This is a genomic window from Psychrobacillus psychrodurans (genome assembly GCF_050209195.1).
Classification (GTDB): domain Bacteria; phylum Bacillota; class Bacilli; order Bacillales_A; family Planococcaceae; genus Psychrobacillus; species Psychrobacillus psychrodurans.
This window is the reverse complement of the sequence record NZ_CP189791.1, coordinates 3,594,000-3,616,729: the sequence shown is the minus strand read 5'-3', so window position 1 is coordinate 3,616,729 and position 22,730 is coordinate 3,594,000. Positions and strand designations below refer to the sequence as shown.

20 protein-coding genes are annotated in these 22,730 nt (G+C 36.9%); 14 read left to right on the top strand and 6 right to left on the bottom strand.

The features are described from left to right. The first annotated feature begins 120 nt into the window (after positions 1–120). From ACQCPR_RS17865 to ACQCPR_RS17855, 3 genes are all read left to right on the top strand, one after another. Positions 121–1,056, top strand: coding sequence for an HD-GYP domain-containing protein (locus ACQCPR_RS17865; RefSeq protein ID WP_090566213.1), 936 nt, complete (start codon positions 121–123; stop codon positions 1,054–1,056). A 14-nt stretch (positions 1,057–1,070) separates the two neighbouring features. Continuing rightward, a complete protein-coding gene (gene fumC, locus ACQCPR_RS17860; RefSeq protein WP_090566216.1) occupies positions 1,071–2,447 on the top strand; it encodes a class II fumarate hydratase in 1,377 nt (458 codons plus the stop codon). A 185-nt stretch (positions 2,448–2,632) separates the two neighbouring features. Next, positions 2,633–3,124: a PCYCGC motif-containing (lipo)protein gene (locus ACQCPR_RS17855; RefSeq protein ID WP_427137701.1), complete on the top strand. Its 492-nt coding sequence runs from the start codon at positions 2,633–2,635 to the stop codon at positions 3,122–3,124. 110 nt (positions 3,125–3,234) lie between these two features. Here ACQCPR_RS17855 and ACQCPR_RS17850 read toward each other — a convergent pair whose 3' ends face one another. Next, on the bottom strand, positions 3,235–4,113 hold the full coding sequence (locus ACQCPR_RS17850) for a DUF3298 domain-containing protein (protein WP_427137700.1): 879 nt from the start codon (positions 4,111–4,113) through the stop codon (positions 3,235–3,237). After that, positions 4,110–4,607, bottom strand: a complete 498-nt coding sequence (locus tag ACQCPR_RS17845; protein WP_090566223.1) for an RNA polymerase sigma factor — start codon at positions 4,605–4,607, stop codon at positions 4,110–4,112. The genes ACQCPR_RS17850 and ACQCPR_RS17845 overlap by 4 nt, the downstream gene beginning before the upstream one ends. 187 nt (positions 4,608–4,794) lie before the next feature. On the opposite strand from ACQCPR_RS17845, the gene ACQCPR_RS17840 reads away from it, so the two are divergent. The 5 genes from ACQCPR_RS17840 to ACQCPR_RS17820 all read left to right on the top strand — a co-directional run bounded on the left by ACQCPR_RS17840 (position 4,795) and on the right by ACQCPR_RS17820 (position 9,723). Then, positions 4,795–5,172, top strand: coding sequence for a GntR family transcriptional regulator (locus ACQCPR_RS17840; RefSeq protein ID WP_090566227.1), 378 nt, complete (start codon positions 4,795–4,797; stop codon positions 5,170–5,172). Further along, positions 5,169–6,041 carry an ATP-binding cassette domain-containing protein gene (locus tag ACQCPR_RS17835; protein ID WP_090566230.1) on the top strand — a complete coding sequence of 291 codons (873 nt, stop codon included), beginning with the start codon at positions 5,169–5,171 and terminating at the stop codon, positions 6,039–6,041. The genes ACQCPR_RS17840 and ACQCPR_RS17835 overlap by 4 nt, the downstream gene beginning before the upstream one ends. Position 6,042: 1 nt before the next feature. Next, positions 6,043–6,825 (top strand): hypothetical protein, encoded by a 783-nt coding sequence (locus ACQCPR_RS17830; protein WP_090566234.1) that lies wholly within the window; start codon positions 6,043–6,045, stop codon positions 6,823–6,825. Between the two features lie 916 nt (positions 6,826–7,741). Beyond that, positions 7,742–8,431, top strand: a complete 690-nt coding sequence (locus tag ACQCPR_RS17825; RefSeq protein WP_427137699.1) for an ABC transporter ATP-binding protein — start codon at positions 7,742–7,744, stop codon at positions 8,429–8,431. Continuing rightward, positions 8,431–9,723 (top strand): ABC transporter permease, encoded by a 1,293-nt coding sequence (locus ACQCPR_RS17820; protein WP_427137698.1) that lies wholly within the window; start codon positions 8,431–8,433, stop codon positions 9,721–9,723. Before ACQCPR_RS17825 ends, ACQCPR_RS17820 begins: the two co-directional genes overlap by 1 nt. 579 nt (positions 9,724–10,302) lie before the next feature. Here the strand turns inward: ACQCPR_RS17820 and ACQCPR_RS17815 are convergent. Genes ACQCPR_RS17815 through nhaC form a run of 3 tightly spaced genes read right to left on the bottom strand, consistent with a single transcriptional unit; the run spans position 10,303 to position 13,200 of the window. Continuing rightward, positions 10,303–10,566 carry a hypothetical protein gene (locus ACQCPR_RS17815; protein WP_090566246.1) on the bottom strand — a complete coding sequence of 88 codons (264 nt, stop codon included), beginning with the start codon at positions 10,564–10,566 and terminating at the stop codon, positions 10,303–10,305. Between the two features lie 37 nt (positions 10,567–10,603). Beyond that, positions 10,604–11,767, bottom strand: coding sequence for a class I SAM-dependent methyltransferase (locus ACQCPR_RS17810; RefSeq protein WP_427137697.1), 1,164 nt, complete (start codon positions 11,765–11,767; stop codon positions 10,604–10,606). 53 nt (positions 11,768–11,820) lie between these two features. Further along, positions 11,821–13,200 (bottom strand): Na+/H+ antiporter NhaC, encoded by a 1,380-nt coding sequence (nhaC, locus tag ACQCPR_RS17805; protein WP_427137696.1) that lies wholly within the window; start codon positions 13,198–13,200, stop codon positions 11,821–11,823. A gap of 173 nt (positions 13,201–13,373) precedes the next feature. On the opposite strand from nhaC, the gene ACQCPR_RS17800 reads away from it, so the two are divergent. From ACQCPR_RS17800 to hflX, 4 genes are all read left to right on the top strand, one after another. Beyond that, the gene (locus ACQCPR_RS17800; protein WP_427137695.1) at positions 13,374–15,005 is read left to right on the top strand and encodes an AMP-binding protein; all 1,632 of its coding nucleotides are present in this window, start codon (positions 13,374–13,376) and stop codon (positions 15,003–15,005) included. A gap of 68 nt (positions 15,006–15,073) precedes the next feature. Continuing rightward, the gene (locus tag ACQCPR_RS17795; protein WP_090566255.1) at positions 15,074–15,586 is read left to right on the top strand and encodes an RDD family protein; all 513 of its coding nucleotides are present in this window, start codon (positions 15,074–15,076) and stop codon (positions 15,584–15,586) included. Positions 15,587–15,673: 87 nt separating this feature from the next. After that, positions 15,674–16,420: a VOC family protein gene (locus ACQCPR_RS17790; protein WP_427137694.1), complete on the top strand. Its 747-nt coding sequence runs from the start codon at positions 15,674–15,676 to the stop codon at positions 16,418–16,420. A gap of 12 nt (positions 16,421–16,432) precedes the next feature. Then, positions 16,433–17,704 carry a GTPase HflX gene (gene hflX / locus ACQCPR_RS17785; RefSeq protein WP_090566261.1) on the top strand — a complete coding sequence of 424 codons (1,272 nt, stop codon included), beginning with the start codon at positions 16,433–16,435 and terminating at the stop codon, positions 17,702–17,704. 185 nt (positions 17,705–17,889) lie between these two features. Here the strand turns inward: hflX and ACQCPR_RS17780 are convergent, their stop codons facing one another. After that, positions 17,890–19,608: an ABC transporter ATP-binding protein gene (locus ACQCPR_RS17780; protein ID WP_427137693.1), complete on the bottom strand. Its 1,719-nt coding sequence runs from the start codon at positions 19,606–19,608 to the stop codon at positions 17,890–17,892. A 322-nt stretch (positions 19,609–19,930) separates the two neighbouring features. On the opposite strand from ACQCPR_RS17780, the gene ACQCPR_RS17775 reads away from it, so the two are divergent. Both ACQCPR_RS17775 and ACQCPR_RS17770 read left to right on the top strand, forming a co-directional pair. Further along, positions 19,931–21,418 (top strand): peptide MFS transporter, encoded by a 1,488-nt coding sequence (locus ACQCPR_RS17775; RefSeq protein ID WP_090566267.1) that lies wholly within the window; start codon positions 19,931–19,933, stop codon positions 21,416–21,418. Between the two features lie 297 nt (positions 21,419–21,715). Beyond that, a complete protein-coding gene (locus ACQCPR_RS17770) occupies positions 21,716–22,561 on the top strand; it encodes a DUF6612 family protein (protein ID WP_427137692.1) in 846 nt (281 codons plus the stop codon). Positions 22,562–22,730: the final 169 nt, after the last annotated feature.

Sequence of the window (22,730 nt, the reverse complement as noted above, 5' to 3'; positions counted from 1 at the left end):
CCTCAAAGAACCTATGAAAATATTCATAGGTTCTTTTTATTGTATTTCATTTAAGTTAATTGAATTGTATAATAAAAGCAGATAAAGCTGAATGTTGTCATAGGAATAGGGGGGTAATATATGCTAACAGTTGAACAGATACAAGATATACGAATGAAAGCATATCTACCAAGAGTATTTACAGATCAATCGGTTACTACATACCTTGGAAATGCAGAAAATATTTCTTACTCTTTATACACATTGTTTCCTAATACAACAACTTGGGTTTATTATAACTCAAATAATTCCGCTGATTTTGTGGAGCGTTATACAATTTTAAATGGTGAACTTGAAATAGATTGGGATGGTCAAAAGTCTACTTTGCATCGCGGTGATGTAATTGATGTAAATAAGTATGGGGGAATAGTAACTTGTAATACTGAATCTCATGTGGAGATTTTATTTGAAATGACTTCTTCGACATTTGAGAAAAGTTTTTCAGAGCGTGAGATTATTCAACGTGATGCTAAGCGAATTCAAGAGGTGGACGGGTATACATATCATCATTGCACGCGAATTCGTGATTATTCTATTGAGCTGTGGAAAAGAATGAGACCAAATGGCCATGGGGTGGCTATTCTCTCGATGGGCTCATATTTTCATGATATCGGTAAGTTGGCAATTCCTATAGAAATATTGAATAAAACGGGTAAACTAACAGACGATGAATGGAAAGTCATTAAAATGCATACAACTTTGGGTGCAGAGATGATGCGAAATCATGAAATAGAACGAATACGCAAAGCCGCTTTTATTGTAGAAGAACATCATGAAAGGTATGATGGAAAGGGATATCCACATGGCTTAATAGGAAATGAAATTTCTATAGAAGCTTCTATAGTTTCAGTGGTGGATGCATTCGATGCAATGACCACGAATCGAGTGTACCGTAAGGCGATGACGATTGAAGAGGCCATTCAAGAGATGGAAAGTGGAAAAGGCACTCAATTTCACCCGGAGGTAGTGGATGAATTTTTAGCAATGCTAGAAGAAAAACAAAATAAATGGATTTAAAAGGAGCGAGGTTAATGTCTTATCGTATTGAGCACGACTCTATGGGAGAAATTAATGTTCCAGAAGATAGTCTTTGGGGAGCACAAACGCAAAGATCCAAACATAACTTTAAAATTGGTACGGAAAAGATGCCAATTGGCGTAATTCATGGTTTAGCCCTTTTAAAAAAATCTGCCGCAATCGTTAGTCATTCGCTAGGAAATCTATCAGAAGCAAAAAAAGATGCTATTGCAAAAGCAGCAGATGAAATACTTGCTGGAAAACTAGATGCGCATTTTCCGTTAGTTGTTTGGCAAACGGGTAGTGGTACTCAGTCCAATATGAATGTAAATGAAGTTATTGCTCGTAGAGGAAACCAATTACTTGAAGAAAAAGGAAGCGAAGAACGTCTTCATCCTAACGACGATGTAAATAAATCACAAAGTTCGAATGATACGTTCCCAACAGCCCTGCATATTGCTGGAGTGCTTTCAGTAGAGAACCAGCTACTACCAGCAATTGATGTATTAAAGGAAACGCTTGGAAAAAAATCTGAGCAATTTATGGATATTATCAAAATTGGGCGTACACATTTACAAGATGCAACACCTCTTTCGCTTGGGCAAGAGTTTAGTGGGTGGCATAGAATGCTGGAAAAATCAGCGAAAATGATTTCGCAAAGTGTAGAAGATATGAAGGAACTTGCAATTGGTGGTACAGCTGTTGGAACTGGGTTAAATGCACCAAAAGGCTTTGGAGATCAAGTAGCGGCTGAAATTTCTAAGGCACTTGGTATAGAATTTACATCTGCTAAAAACAAATTTCATTCTTTAACAAGCTATGATGATGTTGTTTACGTACACGGTGCTGTAAAAGCATTAGCTGCTGACTTGATGAAAATTGCGAATGATGTACGCTTACTTGCAAGTGGTCCGCGTTCTGGAATTGGTGAAATCTCTATTCCAGAAAATGAACCTGGAAGCTCCATTATGCCTGGAAAAGTAAATCCGACGCAAAGTGAAGCGATGACAATGGTTGTTGCACAAGTGATGGGAAATGACACAACTATTAGCTTTGCTGCAAGCCAAGGGAATTATCAATTGAACGTTTTTAAACCGGTGATCATTCACAACTTCCTACAATCAGTTGGCTTATTAAGTGATGCAATTTTAAGCTTTAATAATAACTGCGCAGTTGGAATTGAACCTAACCTTGATACGATTAAGCATCACGTAGATAACTCACTAATGCTCGTTACTGCATTAAATCCCTATATCGGATATGAAAATGCAGCTAAGATTGCAAAACATGCCCATAAAAATGGCACAACATTAAAAGAGGCGGCTATTGAGTTAGACTTACTGACTGCGGATAAATTTGATGAAATTGTCATACCTGAAAATATGATTTAAGTGGATGAAAGAAAAGTAACAGACACCGTAATGTAGAGGGATGCAAGCGCCTGAGTAAGCACCGACAAGCGCTGGAAGAATTGCAATAAAGGCGATCTTTGCCTTTATTCGCAAGTCTGAAGCGACTCGAGGTGCTAGGCGTCTGAAGCTAGACAGATAATAAATAAAAAGGATTGTTTTCTTATATGAAAAAAACATTATTTATTCTACTTGCTTGTATATTATTGTTGTCCGCATGTGGACAAGAAAATAAGAAGGAAAACCATGAAGAACATGAGAATCACGTAGGTCATCTAGAAAATGGAGATTTACAGGAAACAACAGAATCAACTGACATATTGCCTGCATTCTTAGATACACAGTCTGAGGATATGAAGCTTGTCTATCAAGCTGCTGCAAAGGCCAATGATGTACTCAAATGGATGCCTTGCTACTGTGGCTGCGGAGATAGTGCAGATCACAAAAATAATTTCAACTGCTTCGTCCATGAAATCAAAGAAAATGGAGAAGTCGTTTGGGATGATCATGGAACTCGTTGTGCTGCCTGCCTAGAAACGGCAATCACTTCCATCCAAATGATCCAAGAAGGAAAGTCACTAGTAGAAATTCGCAATACAATTGATGAAGCGTATAAAGATGGTTATGCTACTCCAACTGATACACCAATGCCTTCTTAAATAAAAAACTGCTCTTTTTCACAATCTCTTGTGAAGGAGCAGTTTTTTTTGTGAGTGTGAGTTTTAAAATCGGTAGAATTAAATAGAAAATCGGTCAAATATCATTAGAATCACTTAATATAATAATCACTGATTAGCTCATCCTTTATGACATCAGTTGGTATCTCAAATGTAATAACCCCCATATAACCAGGAGCGACCTCGTATTTATCAAAAGAAATCGTTAGCTTATGGTCTGCAGTAATAGAAAATGTCTGATCGGGACGAATGGATTCAAAGCCAATTTCTTCTTCACTGGCAATCCAATACATGTTCATTTCGTCTTCAGCCATCTGTTTTGTCATTTCTCCTTTAATATAAGTGGAGATTGTCTCGATGTATCCGTGGTCGTCTTTAAATAGACTAGGTAATGTGATGAGTACTTCATTTTTCTTATCGATTGTATCTGTTCTCATAGTAGTTGATGAAGAACCTACTATATTCGCCTCGTAACGGCTAATCGAGAGAATCTCATCTGTATCTGTCACTAATTCATAAGTAGATACGACACCAAGATGACCGCCACCAACCTCTTTCAGGGCTTCCATCTCTTTTTGAAAGCTTTCATAAAGTGCTTTGTTTTCTGCAATATACTTTTCGTTCAAACTATTTTCTAGCTCTTTATTAGTTAATCCGGTAACATTTGGTACTTTTAAATCTGCGTTGTATGTGTCTTCATCTATAGTGATTTCCTGTATCGATATGACTTGAACGATGGAGCCAAGAATAGGCACCGTCGACAATGTTTGAGCAAGAGCGGGATTCATATTGACACTCGCTATAAAAATTGCAGCAGCAGCAACAAATCCAATTCCAAACTTTTTGAAAGATGGCATTTTTCTCGATTGTTCCTTTTTTGCATTTTGAATGGATTTACTTACTACTTGCTGCAGTTCTGTTGGGATTTCAATATCATCATATTGTTTTTTAGATTCATTTAACTTACTCATACCTTCACCTTCTCTTCCATATTCGTGCGTAATTTCCTTAAAGCTGCATATAATCTTGTTTTGATTGTGTTTTGGTTTACACCAAGTGTTGCAGCGATATCCTCTATTTTCATATCCTCAAAAAAACGAAGTATAATCAGTGTTTTCTGTCTGGGTGTTAAATGATCGATTGCCTCGTAAAGGTCGATATCTGGTACATCCATTTCGTGTGAGGGTAAATGAAAGTCTAAAACTTCATCCTCCACTACAATCATTCGCTTGTTTTTATGAATAAAATCTATGGAAGTATTTATTAAAATACGGTAAAACCACGTTTTTAAATACCCGATTTGCTCAAGGGAATCAATTGATCTTAAAGCTTTCATAATACTGTCTTGAATAATATCAAGAGCAGATTCTTTATTTTTTACATAGCTATAGGCAAGTCGATAATGGGCATTTTGGTTTTCAATTATATAGTTTTCCACTAGTTTAAACTTTTCTGATTTTGTCATGACAGAGGTGTGCTCCTTTTTCTAACTATAACGTTCGAACGTATTAAATATTAGACGGGGGTAGGTGGAAGAAAGTTTGACCTTTATTAATTTTATAATGTGCCTGCTTGACGAAAAATACTTCACCTGTTATGGTTATATACATAGGTGTATAACCATATAAGTGATAAGGAGAGAGGTTATTGTAATGAGCACACTTTTCGACCATGACAAACCGATCTATCTGCAAATACGAGAAAAAATCGAAGATCAAATTGTAAACGATCAACTAAAAGAAGGAGAGCAGGCTCCTTCTACGAATCAATTAGTTAGCTTTTACAAAATTAATCATGCAACTGTATCAAAAGGGATCAATCAATTAGTGGAAGAAGGAATATTATTTAAAAAGCGAGGGATAGGAATGTTCGTAGCAGAAGGAGCTAAAGGAATGTTAGTCCAAAAACGGAAAGACGCATTCGTAGATGATTATATTGTGGGTCTAGTGAGAGAAGCTGAGAAATTAGGTATAACTGAAAAAGAAATCGTACAGCTAATAAACAAAGTGAAGAGGAGTGAATCAGAATGACTTTAAATGTTTTAGTAAACAATTTGAGCTTAACATATGGTTCTTACCCCGCATTAAAGGATGTTTCGTTTATGTTGAATGAACCAAAAATTTACGGGTTATTAGGAAGAAATGGAGCTGGAAAAACCTCTCTACTGTCTATCTTGGCATCGTTCCAAGAGCAAACGAGTGGGGCTATCTCGATAGGTGGCGAAGTTCCATTCGAGAATGCAAAAATTATGCAGGATGTATCTTTCATTTTCAGTAAGGACTATAAGGATGAATCAGATAATGTAAAAGAAGCATTAAAGTATGTAGCACGATATCGTTCACAGTTTGATGCGAAATACGCTGAATATTTAGTGGGGAAGTTTAAACTTCCATTGAAAAAACCGATTAAAGAATTTTCAAAGGGTATGCAATCCGCTTTAAATGTAACGATCGGTTTAGCAAGCAGATCTCCGATTACGATATTTGATGAGGCTTATCTTGGAATGGATGCCCCCACTAGAGATATATTTTACCGTGAACTGCTAGAAGATCAATCAAACCATCCACGCATCATTATACTATCAACACATCTAGTATCCGAAATGGATTATTTGTTTGATGAAGTGATCATTTTGCATAAAGGGAGCATCGTGTTGCAAGAGGATTTTGAATCACTAATAACCAAAGGGTCCTCCATAACAGGAGCGAAAGAGGTTGTAGATGAATTTGTCCTGTCGATGAAACAGCTTAATACACAACAATTGGGTAATACAAAGTCCGTTATGGTATTCGGAGAACTGAATGATCGTGATCGAAAAGTAGCTCAGCAAAAGGGCCTTGAGGTTGGTCCAATTTCACTACAAGATCTGTTTATACATTTGACAGAGGGGGATGATTAGGTTGAAAAAAGCATCGATTTTTTCAAAGGTAGCAACGGACTTATTCTGGGTTCAATTATTTTGGGCATTCGGCTTCTTGGGAATAATGTTAGCTATTCATGTAGTAAAAGCAGTATTAGCTATAAACAGTGATAATGATATAGAAGTGTATTTTGTCTCGACATTTGTAGCTGCTAATATATTTATGCTTATTATAGGTATTATTTCATCCTATGGACTTTTGCCTCACTATGTCAGTAATGGGGTGACGAGAAAAGATTACTTTAAAGGAGCTACGCTTGCTGCTGTAGGCCTTTCTATTGCACTTCCAGTGATTACAAGCATAGTTTCTGTTATTGAATTATTTATCTTGAAAATATTTAATATGTCTACTATATTCACGACCACTTTTGGAGAAAGAGTTAATATGGAAGATGACGGGATAATCGCTGAAATCATTCAATCCATTATTATAGCACCATATGTTGATCCTCAAAGTAACTGGTTATTAGCGATATTCATTGTTATTTTAAACCTCTTAACGTTTTATCTACTAGGTTGGTTAATAGGTAGTGCATTCTATCGTTTTGGTGTGATAGTCGGTATAGTGTTTATCGGTATTTCAATTGTCTTGGTACTTTTAGAAAATGCATTATTAAGTATAGGGTTAGGACTGACAGTGCCAGACAGATTCTCTTCCTATGATTTTTCGTTACCAATAGCAATACTAGGTGTAGTAGTAATAATTTTCATAGTTCTATGGCTCATTCGCCAGCTTACAAAAAGAGTGGCTATTAAAATATAATAAAGTAATGAAAGTGTACGAAGTGAAAACTTTGTGCACTTTTTTATTTTACAGTATAGTAAACCCAATTATTTCTTATGAACACTGGGTTTATGTGACTATGGAGAAGGAGTAATCCTACTGATTTCCGTTTCATGTGGACGCTTTCCACGGGCGAGGCCGAGCCTCCTCGTACCTGTAGGGTCTCGACTTTCTCGCTTATCCCGCTGGAGTCGCCACATTTCACTTCAATTAACAAGTGTGTAGCCTTCCATTATAAGATTGGGCAAAGCCTATCGCTTAGATGGAAAGAGAGGTCCAATTTTATTTATGCTGTCATCTAATGTTAAATGCGGACGGTAAAATTTCTTTGTAATAGCATCCATTTCACATTATTTATTTCCAATTACATGATGAAATAGTAAGTGCTATTGACTTCAATTATCGGTTTACTTTAGGTGCATGGTTAATTGGAGCACAGGACGGCGACTCCAGTGCGAACAGTGCGAGCTGAAGACCCTGAACGGAGCTAGCGAAAATCTTTTTTGCGACGAGCTTGCGCAGGAGCAACGGAAACTGCTGAAGCTGTGCCCACGGAAAGCGTCCGCCCTTCGCTACACTCAACGGCATATCTATGTTTCTGTTTTTAAAGGACAAGAGGAGTCTTTTTACCTGGTTTTTATTAATTTTATTGTTCAGCTGTCAGGCGCTTTCACATTTCACTGTGTCCAGTTCCGGACGCCAGCCTCTCGAGTCGTTTCAGAATGTCGGATAAAGGCAAAGGACGCCTTTACCGTCATTCTTCCAACGCTTGTCGAGGCTATCGGGCATCCTTCACATTTCGGGCTATCTTAAGAATTTCTTCATTTTTATCCTTCTAGAATGTTAAGAAATGGTGGGTACAATGAGTGGAGTAGCGAAATAGGAGGGTCAATAAATGATACAAGTTAAGCAAGTGAATCATACATTTTTAATAGGAAAAAAAGGGAAAGAGAAGAAAGTACCGGTTTTGAAAGGGCTATCTTTCGACGTAAAGCAAGGAGAAATCGTGGCGATTGTAGGGAAAAGTGGTTCTGGTAAGTCTACTTTACTTCATACGATAGCAGGATTTATGAGTCCAGAACAAGGCTCAATTACAGTAAATGGACAAGAAACAGCTAATTTAAATGAAACTGAAAGAGCAGCGTTCCGCTTAAATAATTTTGGCTTCATCTTTCAAAATTTTCAACTGATGCCTGGATTAACAGCTTTTGAAAATGTAGAGCTTCCACTAAAGCTAAAGGGTATATCCCCGAAAAAAAGGAAAGCAAGTGTCGGGCAAATGATGGACAAGGTGGGGTTAACGGAGGTTGGAGACCATTATCCCAATGAATTATCTGGGGGGCAACAGCAACGTGTAAGTATTGCGCGTGCCTTAATAACAAACCCACCCATCCTATTTGCAGATGAGCCAACGGGGAGCCTAGATTCCGAAACTGAGCAAGATATTTTATTACTAATACAAAATTTAAATAAAACACTAGGAGTAACGTTTGTGATGATCACACACGACGAGGAAGTGGCAAGTATTGCACATAGAACCTTTAAAATGCGTGACGGGGAATTAGTGAAGGAGGAAGTTCTATAATGTTATTTAAAGATCAGGTCGACTTTGTTCGCCAACATATTAAAAAAAATAAACTACGTGTATTTATGACAGTACTAGCGGCTACAATGGGTTGTGCATTTTTAATCGTATTAGCTTCCATTGGATTTGGTATACAAGATACGATGCGAGAGGAAATCCTACAAGATCAAGCTATCACAGAAGTGGAAGTTTACCCGAATGAAAATGAAGAGTTAAATCTAGAAGAAATTAAAACTGTTCCGTATGTTGGTGCAATCGTTCAAAGAACAAGCATGGATATTATGACAAGCTTTCATTTGGAGGATCGTACAATACAAGGAAACTTGCAGTTAACTGATATAAAAGAGGAAGAACAATCAAACCTTAAATTATCAGAAGGTCGATTACCGCAAAATGAATCCGAAATAATAGTAGGGTATCACTTTGCGCAGAATTTATGGACAGAAGCAGAACGTGCAAAAGTAGAGGAAGGAGGAGAAGAGGCGGATCTACCAAAGGGGTATGAAAAGTCGATTATAGGTAAAACAGTTTCATTATCATTACAACCATATGATTCTGAAGAAGCATTCCCCGAACAATGGGATTTTAAGGTAGTAGGAGTAACTGATAATCCAGCGAAAGATTGGATTGTAGATCAAAGTATTTTAATGGATAAATCCTGGTTACCGGAATTAACGGGAGCTTATGAAGCAAATGAAGAAGGAATTCCCGAAGACTTCACTTATACGACCACAAAAATCTATACATCTAGTTTAGAGCATGTGAAATCAGTAACAAAAGATTTAAAGGATATGGGCTATAATGTATATTCTGTTTCAGAGCAATTAGAGCAAATCGATGTGTTCTTTATGGCCTTTAAAATTGGACTAATATTCGTTGGAACTATTGCAATTCTTATATCATCTATTGGTATTTTCAACACAATGACAATGGCTGTAACCGAACGAACTCGTGAAATTGGTGTGATGAAAGCAATTGGAGCTAGCCCAAAGCTGATTCAACGATTGTTCTTAATGGAAAGTGCATGGATTGGAATGATTGGTACTGTGCTGGCGGTCGTTATTTCATACGCAGTGAGTTACCTAGCTAACTGGCTTCTTCCGATGGTTGTTGGGGCTGCATTAGGGGAGGATGGACTTGAAGACTTATCTATTACATTTTCATTAATCCCGTGGCAGCTAGTAGTTTTAGCGTCTGCTATTAGTATCGGAGTAGCAATGATTTCTGGTTGGAGACCAGCTCGCAAAGCAACTAAAATTGATGTGATTCAAGCATTACGTCAGGAACTATAAAAGAAAGTATATAAAATGTAGTATGAATACTGAGTTCATGGGACTTAAAAGAATGAATAATACTACTGATTTCCGTTTCAGGTGGACGCTTTCCGCGGGCGAGGTCGAGCCTCCTCGTTCGCTACGCTCCTTGATTGGAAATACACAGTGAAATAATAAGTGTTCACTAAATAAAGAAGCGAAATAGCGAACGAAGTTGTATCTCGAGAGCTTTCTCTGGGAATAGGAGAGTATTTTTTCTCTAGTTATCCAAAAACGTGCTTACCTGTTTCTAAGAGTTGTAGAAGGGCGACGGACAGATAAAGTGAAACTTCAATAAGTGGGGCTTCATCCCCCACTTATTGATAGTTGAACCATTCGGGCTTTTACGGGCAGTTATCTACTGCCCGTTAACGCGGGACAAAAGCCATTAGATTAATGAAAAAAAGGGATGCTGGTTGGTTGTGGCGAACGTCACAACCAACCAGCATCCTTAAAAATTCCCTCGTTAATCATATAGTAAAATGTCTGTCCATAGCCCTTCGGAAACGATAGAAACAGGTTTTAGGCTTAAACTAGACGTCTATTTGCCAGTTTTTCCTATCTGGAAATCGTAAAATAAGCAATAAAAAGTACAAATACAACTCCAGCATTTATTAAATTATATTTAGCCCTTGATATCGTTTGATCAAATTTATTAGACTTATTTATTAACACAATACCAAGATAAGTAACGAAAATTGCCAAAAATAAAGCGAAAATAGGTTGCATTGCATAAACACGAGCATCAATAAAATGCACAACGATTATTGCAATGGCCATAGCTACACCATAAGCAACTTTTTTAATTGTTGGTTCTTTCATCATAAGATCCTCCGGCGGTATAGTATTTCATTCGATATCAATTCAAATAATCCTTCAATTCATTCTCCAAAAACGGCTTTGCATTCAGCATTTGTTTAAATTGCTGATAACTGGCGATTTGTTCAGAAGTAGGTTTTTTGCCCGTCTTATAAGCACGTATCAATATGTTCTTTGGTGTGTTTTCCATATCGATAAACTCAACTAATTGTGCCTCGTATCCAACCATATTCAAAATCTCTGCTCGAATGGAATCCGTTGCTAGAGCAGCAAAACGTTCTTTTATCAAGCCATGTTTTAACATAATATGAAGCCCTGGTGCATCTAGCTGTGTATTTAATTCATGCTGGCAGCAAGGTACACTTAAAATTACGTTTGCATTCCATTTGACAGCTCTTGAAAGTGCCATATCTGTTGCAACATCGCAGGCATGAAGCGTGACAACCATATCGACAGCAGTTTCGTCGTTGTAGTCGTTAATATCTCCTACTAGAAACTCTAACTGATCGTATTCTAAATCAGCGGCAATTTTTGCACACTCTTCAATAACTTCCTTTTTCAAATCAAGTCCAGTAACACGAATATCAAGCTCTTTTTCGATTTTCAAATAATGATACAATGCGAATGTTAAATAAGATTTACCAGATCCAAAATCGAGAATTCGAACGGTTTTATCTTTTGGCAAGTAGGCTAGTGTATCATCTATAAACTCGATGAACCGATTTATTTGCTTAAACTTATCATACTTTTGCTTTTTGACTTTTCCGTCAGGTGTCTGAACACCTAATCGTATAAGAAATGGGTATGGTGTATTTTCATCCAACAGATAATTCTTTTTACGGTTATGGGATAGGTCTACCGTTTTGGTGTCTATTGCTTTCTCAGATTTCCATATGACTTTGTTTTTCTTAGAAAGCTGAGCCTGTACTTTTTCCGCTTTGAAATCTATATGAAGTTGACGGAACTGTTCTAAGAGTTCATCTAATTTCTCTGTAAAAGCATTTAATGTGATATTTTCATGCTTTAACACTCGTTCATATTGGTATTCTAGCTGGATATGATAGGTGTTTTTTATCTCAATCGGTTTTAATTTAACACGTTTCACTTCATTTGACTTTGCGCGTGGTTGACTAATGGTTGCGCTGACTAACTGCTTCGTTCCCATTTGCTCAAGCAAGTATTCTTTCATTTTCTGAAATTCCATAATATCGCCTACTTTTTCCGTGATGTACTTGGAAATAGTGTATCATATTGAACTCATTTATTATAAGTAAGTGTTTTGCCAGTCAGTCCAAACAATATTGTGAGTACTGGGCAAAGCAAACAGAAAAAGGCGAAAGGCAAGTAGTCGATGGTTGATACTGCTAATACATCTGTGATGAAAATTCCACATACACTCCAAGGGACCAGTGGATTTACAACAGTACCTGCATCTTCCATCACACGAGCCAGGTTTTTGTTTGCTAATCCGACTTTTTGGAAATGCGCTTGGAATGTTTCACCTGTCAATAAAATTGATAAGTATTGCTCTCCAATAAGCACATTCACACCAATAGCTGTAAAAGCCGTAGCTGAAATTACTTTTCCGACACTCGTTAGTAAACTCTCCACTTTCCGAAGTAAACTTTGCACGATGCCTAAAGTAAATAAAAGACCACCCATACTCAGGGCCAGTAAAACAAGAGAGATAGTGAACATCATACTAGTCATTCCCCCTCTAGAAAGTAAGGAGTCAATCGCTGCTATACCTGTTTGGGATGTATAACCACTAAATAGGATGTTTAAAACTTCACTTGCAGTAAAAAATTGATGGAAATATGCAACAGCTATTGCACAAGTAGAGGTCAATGCAAGAGCCAAAACAGCTGGTACCTTTTTAAAAGAAAGTACAATAAGTAAAGCTAAAGGCAGTAATGAATACCAATGAATCATACCAGTTTGAAGTAGCCCATCCTTTAGTGTATTTATCTGTTCTAGCTGCTGAATTTCCTTGTTAGGTGAAAGTATTATATAACCGATAATCGCTATAAAAAAAGAGGGAATTGTAGTCCATCCCATATTTCGGATATGCTCAAATAAATCAACGCGAACAATGGCTGATGCTAGATTCGTTGTATCTGATAAGGGAGACATCTTATCACCAAAAAAGGCACCAGATACAACAGCCCCTGCAGTTATAGCCAATGAAATATCCATAGCACCTGCTATTCCGACAAATGCAACACCTATAGTTGCAACGGTTGTTAATGAACTTCCAATAGATAACCCAATGACGCAAGTAACTAAAAAGACAATTGCAAAGAAAAAATGTGGAGAAATGAATTGAAAACCTATATAAATAAGTGTTGGAATAGTTCCAGCAATCATCCAGCTACTTATTAAAATTCCTATAAAGAAAAAGATGAAAACTGCTCCAAGTCCCGTTTTAGCACCTTCTATGAGACCTTCTTCCAATAAATTAAATGACACCTTTTTTATGAACCCATAAATGATTAAAAGTAAAATAGCAAATAGAATGGGCATATGAGGTACAGACTTAAATTCTATAATACAAACTGCCATTAAAGTAATGATTAGTAAAATAAGAAAAAAGGCCTCTTTAAAAGGAGGCGTAATCGTAGATGAAATTCGAAACATTATATAACCTCCTAAGTTAATTTTTACACTTCGTCGATTCAACGCTTTCAATCGTTAAAGTAATTAGGATTTTACCATGTTTCAACAGACTGTCAATTAGAAAAGGAAATGTCTATTTCATCAGAATTTTATGATAAAATAGAATATATATAAACCTCAAAGGGGTGATTGGTTTGTTAAATGAAAAAACAGTTGGGGAAATTGTTAAAGAAGCAGCAAGAAAATTTCCAGACACAGAAGCCTATGTATACCCAGAACTTGGTATCAGAAAAACTTATAAAGAATTTGATGAAGAAACAGATGAGCTTGCAAAAGCCTTTATCGGTATGGGTATTCAAAAAGGCGAGCATGTGGCCATTTGGTCGGATAATAAGAGAGAGTGGTTACTTAGCCAATTCGCAACTGGCAAAATGGGAGCAGTCCTAGTAACGGTAAACACAAATTATCAAGAGAAAGAACTGGAATACTTATTACAGCAATCTGATGCTACAACTCTCATATTATGCGAATCTTTTAAAGGAACCTCCTATTTAGATATAGTGCGAGCAGTGTGTCCGGAAATCACTACAGCAGAAAAAGGAAATATTCGCTCAGTAAAATTACCATATTTTAAACGCGTCATTGTAATGAGTGAGAATCATTATAAAGGTATGTATACTTGGTCGGATCTACTATCACATGCAGATAAGGTAACGGACGAAACACTAGAGAATTCTTTTAGGTCACTTCAAAATGATGATGTGATTAATATTCAATATACTTCTGGAACAACTGGCTTTCCTAAAGGCGTTATGCTTTCGCATAAAAACGTAGTAAATAACGGACAGCTTGTAGGCGACTATATATATTTGACAGAAAAAGATCGTCTTTGTATTCCAGTACCATTTTTCCATTGCTTTGGCTGTGTAATGGGAACAATCGCATCCGTTACACATGGGACCACAATGGTCGTTATCGAGCAGTTCGATCCAGGTAAAGTACTTCAAATGGTACAGGATGAAAAGTGTACAGCACTGCATGGAGTACCGACAATGTTCATCGCAGAATTGAACCATCCAGAATTTAAACAGTTTAAATTGAATACGCTGCGAACAGGTATTATGGCAGGTTCCATTTGTCCAATAGAAGTCATGAAAAAAGTGATGAATGAAATGGGCGCTACCGAAATAACTATAGCTTATGGACAAACCGAATCCTCCCCAGTCATTACACAAACTAAAACGGATGATCCAATTGAGAAACGAGTGTCATCAGTTGGGAAACCACACCCAGGAGTTGAGGTTAAGATTATTGATCCAGTAACTGGGGAAGATACGCCGACAGGAGTTCCTGGTGAACTTTGTACTCGGGGTTATCTAGTGATGAAAGGCTATTATAAAAATGAACAAGCAACTGAGTCCGCAGTAGACAACAGTGGCTGGCTTCACACTGGGGATATAGCAGTCATGGATGAAGATGGATATATCGACATAACAGGACGTATTAAAGATATGGTCATCCGCGGCGGAGAAAACATCTATCCGAAAGAAGTGGAAGAATTTTTATATCAGCACCCTAAGGTCCAGGACGTACAGGTAGTTGGAGTGCCAGATCCAAAATACGGGGAAGAGCTTATGGCATGGGTTATCTTAAAAAATGGTCAGCAATTAACTTCTGATGAATTAAAGGAATACTGCAAAGGGAAAATTTCATTTCATAAAATACCGAAGTATATTGAGTTTATAGATGCATACCCAATGACAGCTTCAGGGAAAATCCAAAAGTTTCTCCTTCGAGAAATGTCGAAAGAGAAAACCGAGGCGTAATTCGAATTATTTCCTGGGAAATCGACAAGATAATCAGAGAACAAATCCAATAGAAGGAGTAAATCTAAGTGAATGCAACTTTTATAATGCGTTTCAAAGCGTTTATGCTTGATTACTTGCTTATATTTGCCTATTTGGTTGTGCTTGCTATCTTCAATATATTAATATTTCCATCTGTACAAAGTTTATTTAATGGCTCACTTGTATTAGCACAATTTACAGGGTTTCTAATGGTGACTTTACCAGTTTCACTCTATTTTATTATTAGTGATTCAGTGATAGGGAGACAGTCGTTTGGAAAGAGAAGAATGGGGATTAAGGTGGTTAATGAAAGAAATGAAACTCTTCCGATATTACGTGCAATCTTTAGAACAATCCTGAAATTTCTACCTTGGGAGCTTTCGCATTATCTTGTTTATCGTCTTGTTTACCTCGGAGATGGAGAAGTACCGTTAAATTACTATATCATTGGTGGAATTATCTATGCGCTTATGTTTGCATATATCCTAACAGCGCTATTTACTAAACGAAAAAGATCCCTTTATGATATTGTTGGCAGGACACAAGTTATTAAGGTTTAATGTTTTAAAATACTGATTTTCAAATCGATGCTCATAACATTTATTGATATACTCATGATATGGGAATTATTGAATGGAGGTTCTACCTTGTATTTGGATCATATCGTTCATAGCGTTAAAAAAGAGCCAGGTCAAGTAGCTGGTGAATGGATCGAAAAAGGAATTCATGCAGTCGTGGGAGGTCAACATACTCAGTGGGGAACATATAATGCACTTCTTTATACAAGAACCAGCTATATTGAGTGGCTTGCTGTTGAGCATGAGGAAATTACAAAAATGGCCAAACACCCTTTAATAGATCTTATGCTCCATGACTTAAATTCGAGTGGAGCAGGGTTTAATACAATTTGCATTCGCACTACGACAATAGATAGTCTTTGTAATCAGCTAGAGGAGCGGGGTATAAAAACATCCGGAGTTCTACATGCTGAAAGGAAGACAACTAGTGGATTAGTACGTAAGTGGAAAATGCTATTTTTACAAGAAGAAATTAGTAACGATTTACCTTTACCGTTCTTTATAGAATGGGAGGAGAGCGATGATACCAGATACCTTTTGCTTCAAGAGGATGGAACAATCGATAAAAGTAATTTGGAGCTATCTATTACTACTTGTGAGTTTCATGTTGGAAATCCGAGGGAAGTAATAGATAAGTGGAAAAGCTATTTTCAACTGATTGAAAAGGATGAACAAACATTACTTTTAGAAAATACACAATTAGTATTTAAACAAAATCTAAGTGAAACAAAAGAGCGACTTGTAAGCATTAATATCGATGGTTCTAATCTACATAGAGAAGTTACTTACGAGCAAGCAACCTATCGCTTTCTTTAAAGGAGAAATTATATGGATGAATTAATAGAAAAAGCAATACTCGTTGCAGTTAAACTACAAAAAGATGAACATTTTGAGTATGGCTTGGAGGAACTACACAATTTATCAGAGGCATTAGATGTGGAAGTAGTTGGAGAAGTAACGCAAAATCTTGAACGCGTTACCTCTTCCCATTACGTTGGTACAGGTAAGGTAGAGGAAATTAGAAACCTTTATGAAGAAACTGGGGCCAATCTGGTAATTTTCAATGATGAGCTCTCACCATCTCAAATTAGAAACTTAGAACGTGATCTTGACTGTAAAGTTATCGACCGTACGATGCTAATTCTCGATATCTTTGCTCGTCGTGCAAAATCGAACGAAGCACAGATGCAAGTAGACTTGGCACAGCTTCAATACATGCTTCCACGTCTTGTGGGTCTTCGAGCGTCACTTGGTCGACAAGGAGGAGGGACTGGCGGCGGATTCAAAAACCGTGGGGCTGGGGAAACGAAACTAGAGCTGGATAGACGTAAAATCGAGGATCAGATTGCTAAGCTTAAAAGAGACCTTGAACATGCAAAAGATCAACGAGAAACACAACGGAAGCAACGTAAGAAAAATGCAATTCCTGTGGTGTCCTTAGTAGGTTATACGAATGCTGGTAAGTCGACAATTATGAACCAATTACTCAACAAAGTTGGGCAAATGGAATCTAAACAAGTATTTGAAAAGGATATGCTTTTCGCTACTCTAGAAACTTCTGTAAGACAAATTAAACTTCCAGACCAAAAGGAATTTTTACTTACTGACACGGTAGGGTTCGTTAGTAAGCTTCCGCATCACCTAGTGAAAGCTTTCCGCTCAACATTAGAAGAAGCTCGTGATGCAGATTTACTTTTACATGTTGTGGACGTCTCAAATGACGAGCACCGTTTTATGATGGATGTTACTAATGAGACATTACATGCTGTTGGTGTGGAGGATGTCCCAACTGTATATGTATACAACAAATCTGATTTAGCAGATATGAAATACCCACATGTGGCTGGAGATAGTATTTGGATTTCTGCGAAAGAGGGAGCAGGACTAGATGAACTATTGGAGATTATTAGAAAGCATATTTTCTCTAATTATGTACGTTGCTCATTGTTGGTCCCGTTTGAACGTGGAGATATTGTATCTTACTTAAATGAAAATGCATCGGTTTCCTCTACCTCATATGAAGAACAGGGAACTGTTGTTCAAGTAGAGTTGAAAAAGTCAGATTATGATCGCTTTCAAGAATTTCTATTTGTCCAATAGATAGAATCACTAGAATGTTGCGGAGAATCGCCAGAATGTAACGGAAAATCGCTAGAATGACGCAGCAAATCGCTAGAATGTAACAAAGAATCACTAGAATGAAAAAAGATTTAATGGGTTATAAATAAAAAAGTTGTCTCGCCAGTAGTTTTCTACCGGGAGACAACTTTTTGGTTTAATTAGTATTAAACCTCTTGAAACTGTATATTATGCAGTCTAGCAAATATTCCATTCTGTGCCACTAAATCACTATAAGATCCATCTTCTGCAATCCCATCCTCAGTTACTACAAGTACGCGGTCCGCATCACGAATAGTTGCCAGTCTGTGCGCAATAATAAGGGTAGTCCTATTTTCAGCAAGCTCCATTAAAGCCTTCTGGATAAATCTTTCTGTTTCAGTATCAAGAGCTGATGTAGCCTCGTCCAAAATTAGAATTGGTGGATTTTTCAAGAACATACGAGCTATCGCTAGACGCTGTTTCTGTCCACCAGATAATTTAAGTCCTCTTTCACCGATTTGTGTATCATAGCCTTCTGGAAGGGAGGCGATCATGTCCTCTAAATGTGCTTTTTTGGCAGCATCTCGAATTTCTTCTTCACTAGCATCTTGTTTACCATAGGCAATATTTTCACGAATAGAGCCTGTAAACAAAAATACATCCTGTTGAACAATCCCGATCTGTGAACGTAAAGACTTCGTTGTAATATCTTGAATGTTCAATCCGTCAACGGAAATGGTACCCTCTTGAACATCATAAAATCTTGGAATGAGCGAACAAATAGTAGTTTTTCCAGCTCCGGATGGACCTACAAAAGCGATAGTTTCTCCTGCTTTAATAGACAAGCTAATATCGTTTAATACGGGTTTATGTTCATCGTAATGGAAACCAACCTTCTCAAAGGTTATATCTCCTTTTAAATGCTGAACTGTAAGTGCATTAGGCGAGTCCTGAATTTCAGGGTCCTGCTCTACAAGCTCTAAAAAGCGTTTGAACCCAGCCATTCCTTTAGGATATAGCTCAAGTAGTGCAGTAATTTTATCAACTGGTTTGATTAACACGTTGACATACAGAACAAAACTTACAAGCTCTCCATTACTAAGAGTTCCTTTGTACGTAAACCAGGCTCCTACAACAAGTACGACCAGTGTTACTAGCCTAGTTAACATATAAATACTAGAATGTGTGCCGGCCATTACTTTATAGGCAACAAGTTTTGCTAAACGGAATTGACCATTATCTTCTTTGAAACGAGCAATTTCGAAAGATTCATTGGTAAATGATTGAACAACGCGAACGCCAGATACACTGTCCTCTACTCGTGCATTGACATCGGCAATTTTACCGTACATGTTTTTCCAAGCTTTATTCATCATAATGTTGCCATACGTTGCTACGATGGATAAGAATGGCACCATGACAATTGCGATAATTGCAAGTTCGGGATTGATATTGTACATAATTGTAAATGCCCCGATTACTGTCATAAATGCGATGAACAAATCCTCAGGGCCGTGATGGGCAAGTTCACCAATATCAAATAGATCATTTGTGATACGACTCATAATATGGCCTGTCTTAGTATTATCGAAGAATCGGAATGATTGGCGTTGCACATGAGTGAATAATTCCTGTCTCATATCGGTTTCGATATTTATCCCTAGCTTATGTCCAAAATAACTTACAACATACTGTAGAAAAGTGCTGATTATATAGACTACTAACAGCAGGATACTTATTTGTGTAATCATGCTCCAATCCTTAGTAGGTAACAAATCATCGATAAACCGTTGAACTGCTACTGGAAATGCGAGCTCTAAAATTGCGACAAATACAGCACTGCTAAAATCAATGATAAACAGTCGCTTATGTGGTTTGTAATATGAAAAAAACTTCTTGAGCATTTAAACCGCTCCTTCCTTCTATCATAACGACTATTATAACTAACAATTTCAAAAGTCGAAATAATTAAATTCGATAGAATAAATAAAAATTCCAATTTTCGTCAATTTAATTGGAATAAATCATTTGAGAATGTTGAAATTACGCTTTTTCTAATAGTAATCTTCCTAATTGAAATATAAAAGGTTTTTTGACAATTGCAAAAGGGGAGTTTATAATAATTGTCTTGTTAGTTTAAGGTATTAGGTAACTTTTCATATGCTCTAACTATATTTAGTAGAGTTTATTCCTAATATTTTCAAAATTAGAAAAGAGGTAAAAAGAATGGCAACAAGAGAAGAGATTGTAAAATCTGTCCCTCAAAAGGGGTTTTTTGGTCATCCGAAAGGATTACTATCGTTGTTTTTCACAGAGTTTTGGGAGCGTTTTTCTTACTATGGAATGCGCGCAATCCTAATCTACTATATGTATTACGAAGTAACGCAGGGGGGACTAGGATTAGAACGTTCTACTGCTAACTCAATTATGGCCGTATATGGTTCACTAGTATACATGTCTGGGATTATTGGAGGTTGGATAGCTGACCGCCTATTTGGTACAACGAAAACCGTTTTCTACGGTGGTGTCCTAATAATGTTTGGTCATATCGTCTTGGCATTCCCAGGCGGATTGACTACTTTATTTGTGTCGATGGCATTAATCATCCTCGGGACAGGCTTACTGAAACCAAACATTTCAAGCATTATCGGAGATCTTTATTCTAAAGAAGATACTCGCCGTGACTCAGGATTTAGTATTTTCTACATGGGGATTAACATGGGGGCATTTATCGCACCTTTAATCGTCGGGACAATTGGTCTTGAATATAACTTCCATTTAGGATTCGGAATTGCTGCAGTTGGAATGGCATTAGGGTTAATTGTATTTTTAATCACGAAAAAGAAATATCTAGGATTAGCGGGTACATATGTGCCAAATCCAATGTCTAAAGAAGAACGTAAAAAGGTATTAACGAGAATTGTTATTGCTTTAGTTATTATTCTGGTTGTTGGATTTATATTAATTCAACAAGGTATATTAACGATTGATGGATTTATCATGACTGTCTCTATTCTGGGTATCGTTATCCCTACTCTGTACTTTATAGTTATGTATAGAAGTAGCAAAACAACAGAAGATGAAAAGTCTAGATTACTCGCTTATATTCCGCTCTTTGTTGCGGCTATGATGTTCTGGGCAATTCAAGAGCAAGGTTCGAATATTTTAGCACAGTATGCTGATGAACGCGTAGATTTAATGATGGGATCTTTTGAGATTTCACCTGCTTGGTTCCAATCTTTAAATCCATTATTTATCATTGCATTTGCACCAGTGTTTGCTTGGATGTGGGTGAAGCTAGGAGATAGACAACCGTCAACTCCGAAAAAATTCGCTTTTGGTTTGTTTTTTGCAGGGATGTCCTTTATCGTAATGATTATTCCAGCTTACTTCAATGGAACAGACTCATTAGTTAGTCCTTTTTGGCTTGTACTGAGCTTCTTCCTTGTAGTATTAGGTGAATTATTATTATCACCGGTAGGATTATCTGCAACTACAAAACTTGCACCTGGAGCATTCGCAGCTCAAACGATGAGCTTATGGTTTATGACGAATGCATCAGCTCAAGCTATCAATGCTCAAGTAGTTAAATTTTACACGCCTGAGAACGAAATTATTTACTTCGGTGTTATTGGAGCAGTAGCTTTAGTTATTGGTTTATTACTCTACTTCATGACTCCATTGATCCAAAAATATATGCGTGGCGTTAAGTGATTTCAAAAAGAGCAAAAACATGCACGTTTTGTTAAGGTCAATACCTATTTCTAACGTGTTTGAAGTGCTATAGACAAATGTTTTGCTCTATTGTTAACGAGTGAATCATAGTGATATTGGTGTGGTGTCATTCACAACCAATATCACTTTTTTTTCGGTAATCTATTAATTGAAGTGAAAATTGACGATTCTAGCTGAGATGGAAATCGCAGTATTATTCACTCTTTCAAAATAATGAAACTTTTTAAGTAATCATCCCGTAAAGTAAGTATCTTACTGAGAAGGGATGATATTTTTATGAAAAAATGGACAATGTTATTATCAGTAGCAACATTATCGTTAGGTTTAGCTGCTTGTAACGAAACTGCAACTCCGGTACAGGAAAAAGAGGTAACAGAAACTAGTAAACTCACTTTACAAGAAGTATATGACAAATCAATGAAAGCCTCAGAAGAGCTGAAGAGCGTAAAAGGCACGATAGATATGAAACAGACAATGAGTATTCCAAGTGAAGAAATGACTTTGGATATTAAATCTGTGATGGATATGGAATATATAATAGAGCCGATGCAAATGCACCAAAAAGGTACAACTACTATGATGGGTGTTAGTGAAGGTGGGGAATCTCAAGTGACTGAGATGGAAACTTATATTACCGAAGATGGAATGTATGTGTATGAAGGAACTACTGCACAGTGGATGAAGTTTCCACAGGAAATGGTAGACCAAATGATGGGTACTACAAACCAAACTGATCCCGCAACTCAACTTCAACCTTTACAAGAGTATTTAGAACAAGTGGAATTTGAGCAAGACGATGAAAACTATATTTTAACACTTGAGGGTAGTGGTGAAGAGTTTACGAGTCTTGTAAAAGATCAGGTAGATGAAGCACTTCAAAGTCTCACTACAGAAGAAAATGTTAACTTAGACTTTACTATTCATTCGGTTGACTACCTAGTTCATATTGATAAAGAATCATTCCAAACGAACAAATTAGATATGGTGATAGATATGGATATGACTATGAACGGAGAGATGATCAATTTGAACATGAATGCTAAAACAGATTTCTCTAAGTTCAATGAAATAGATAAAATAGTCGTTCCACAAGAAGTTATTGATGGTGCTACAGCAATTTAATCAAATAATAGTTGTTAAGTGTTTAACAGGAGGCTGTTGTAATTGTTGCGAAAAATCAACAATTACAACAGTTTTTTTAAATTAGGGTTAAAGTATAGTAAGATAGAGTAGGACTAAAATACGCTGAAGAGGCATATAGGTGTATTATCAATTGAAAATCATTTTCATT

Bases quoted from the DNA above. Each gene is read 5' to 3' on its own strand.
- ACQCPR_RS17865 (WP_090566213.1), top strand. From the start codon at position 121: ATGCTAACAGTTGAACAGATACAAGATATACGAATGAAAGCATATCTA.
- fumC (WP_090566216.1), top strand. From the start codon at position 1,071: ATGTCTTATCGTATTGAGCACGACTCTATGGGAGAAATTAATGTTCCA.
- ACQCPR_RS17855 (WP_427137701.1), top strand. From the start codon at position 2,633: ATGAAAAAAACATTATTTATTCTACTTGCTTGTATATTATTGTTGTCC.
- ACQCPR_RS17850 (WP_427137700.1), bottom strand. From the start codon at position 4,113: ATGAGTAAGTTAAATGAATCTAAAAAACAATATGATGATATTGAAATC.
- ACQCPR_RS17845 (WP_090566223.1), bottom strand. From the start codon at position 4,607: ATGACAAAATCAGAAAAGTTTAAACTAGTGGAAAACTATATAATTGAA.
- ACQCPR_RS17840 (WP_090566227.1), top strand. From the start codon at position 4,795: ATGAGCACACTTTTCGACCATGACAAACCGATCTATCTGCAAATACGA.
- ACQCPR_RS17835 (WP_090566230.1), top strand. From the start codon at position 5,169: ATGACTTTAAATGTTTTAGTAAACAATTTGAGCTTAACATATGGTTCT.
- ACQCPR_RS17825 (WP_427137699.1), top strand. From the start codon at position 7,742: ATGATACAAGTTAAGCAAGTGAATCATACATTTTTAATAGGAAAAAAA.
- ACQCPR_RS17820 (WP_427137698.1), top strand. From the start codon at position 8,431: ATGTTATTTAAAGATCAGGTCGACTTTGTTCGCCAACATATTAAAAAA.
- ACQCPR_RS17815 (WP_090566246.1), bottom strand. From the start codon at position 10,566: ATGAAAGAACCAACAATTAAAAAAGTTGCTTATGGTGTAGCTATGGCC.
- ACQCPR_RS17810 (WP_427137697.1), bottom strand. From the start codon at position 11,767: ATGGAATTTCAGAAAATGAAAGAATACTTGCTTGAGCAAATGGGAACG.
- nhaC (WP_427137696.1), bottom strand. From the start codon at position 13,200: ATGTTTCGAATTTCATCTACGATTACGCCTCCTTTTAAAGAGGCCTTT.
- hflX (WP_090566261.1), top strand. From the start codon at position 16,433: ATGGATGAATTAATAGAAAAAGCAATACTCGTTGCAGTTAAACTACAA.
- ACQCPR_RS17780 (WP_427137693.1), bottom strand. From the start codon at position 19,608: ATGCTCAAGAAGTTTTTTTCATATTACAAACCACATAAGCGACTGTTT.
- ACQCPR_RS17775 (WP_090566267.1), top strand. From the start codon at position 19,931: ATGGCAACAAGAGAAGAGATTGTAAAATCTGTCCCTCAAAAGGGGTTT.
- ACQCPR_RS17770 (WP_427137692.1), top strand. From the start codon at position 21,716: ATGAAAAAATGGACAATGTTATTATCAGTAGCAACATTATCGTTAGGT.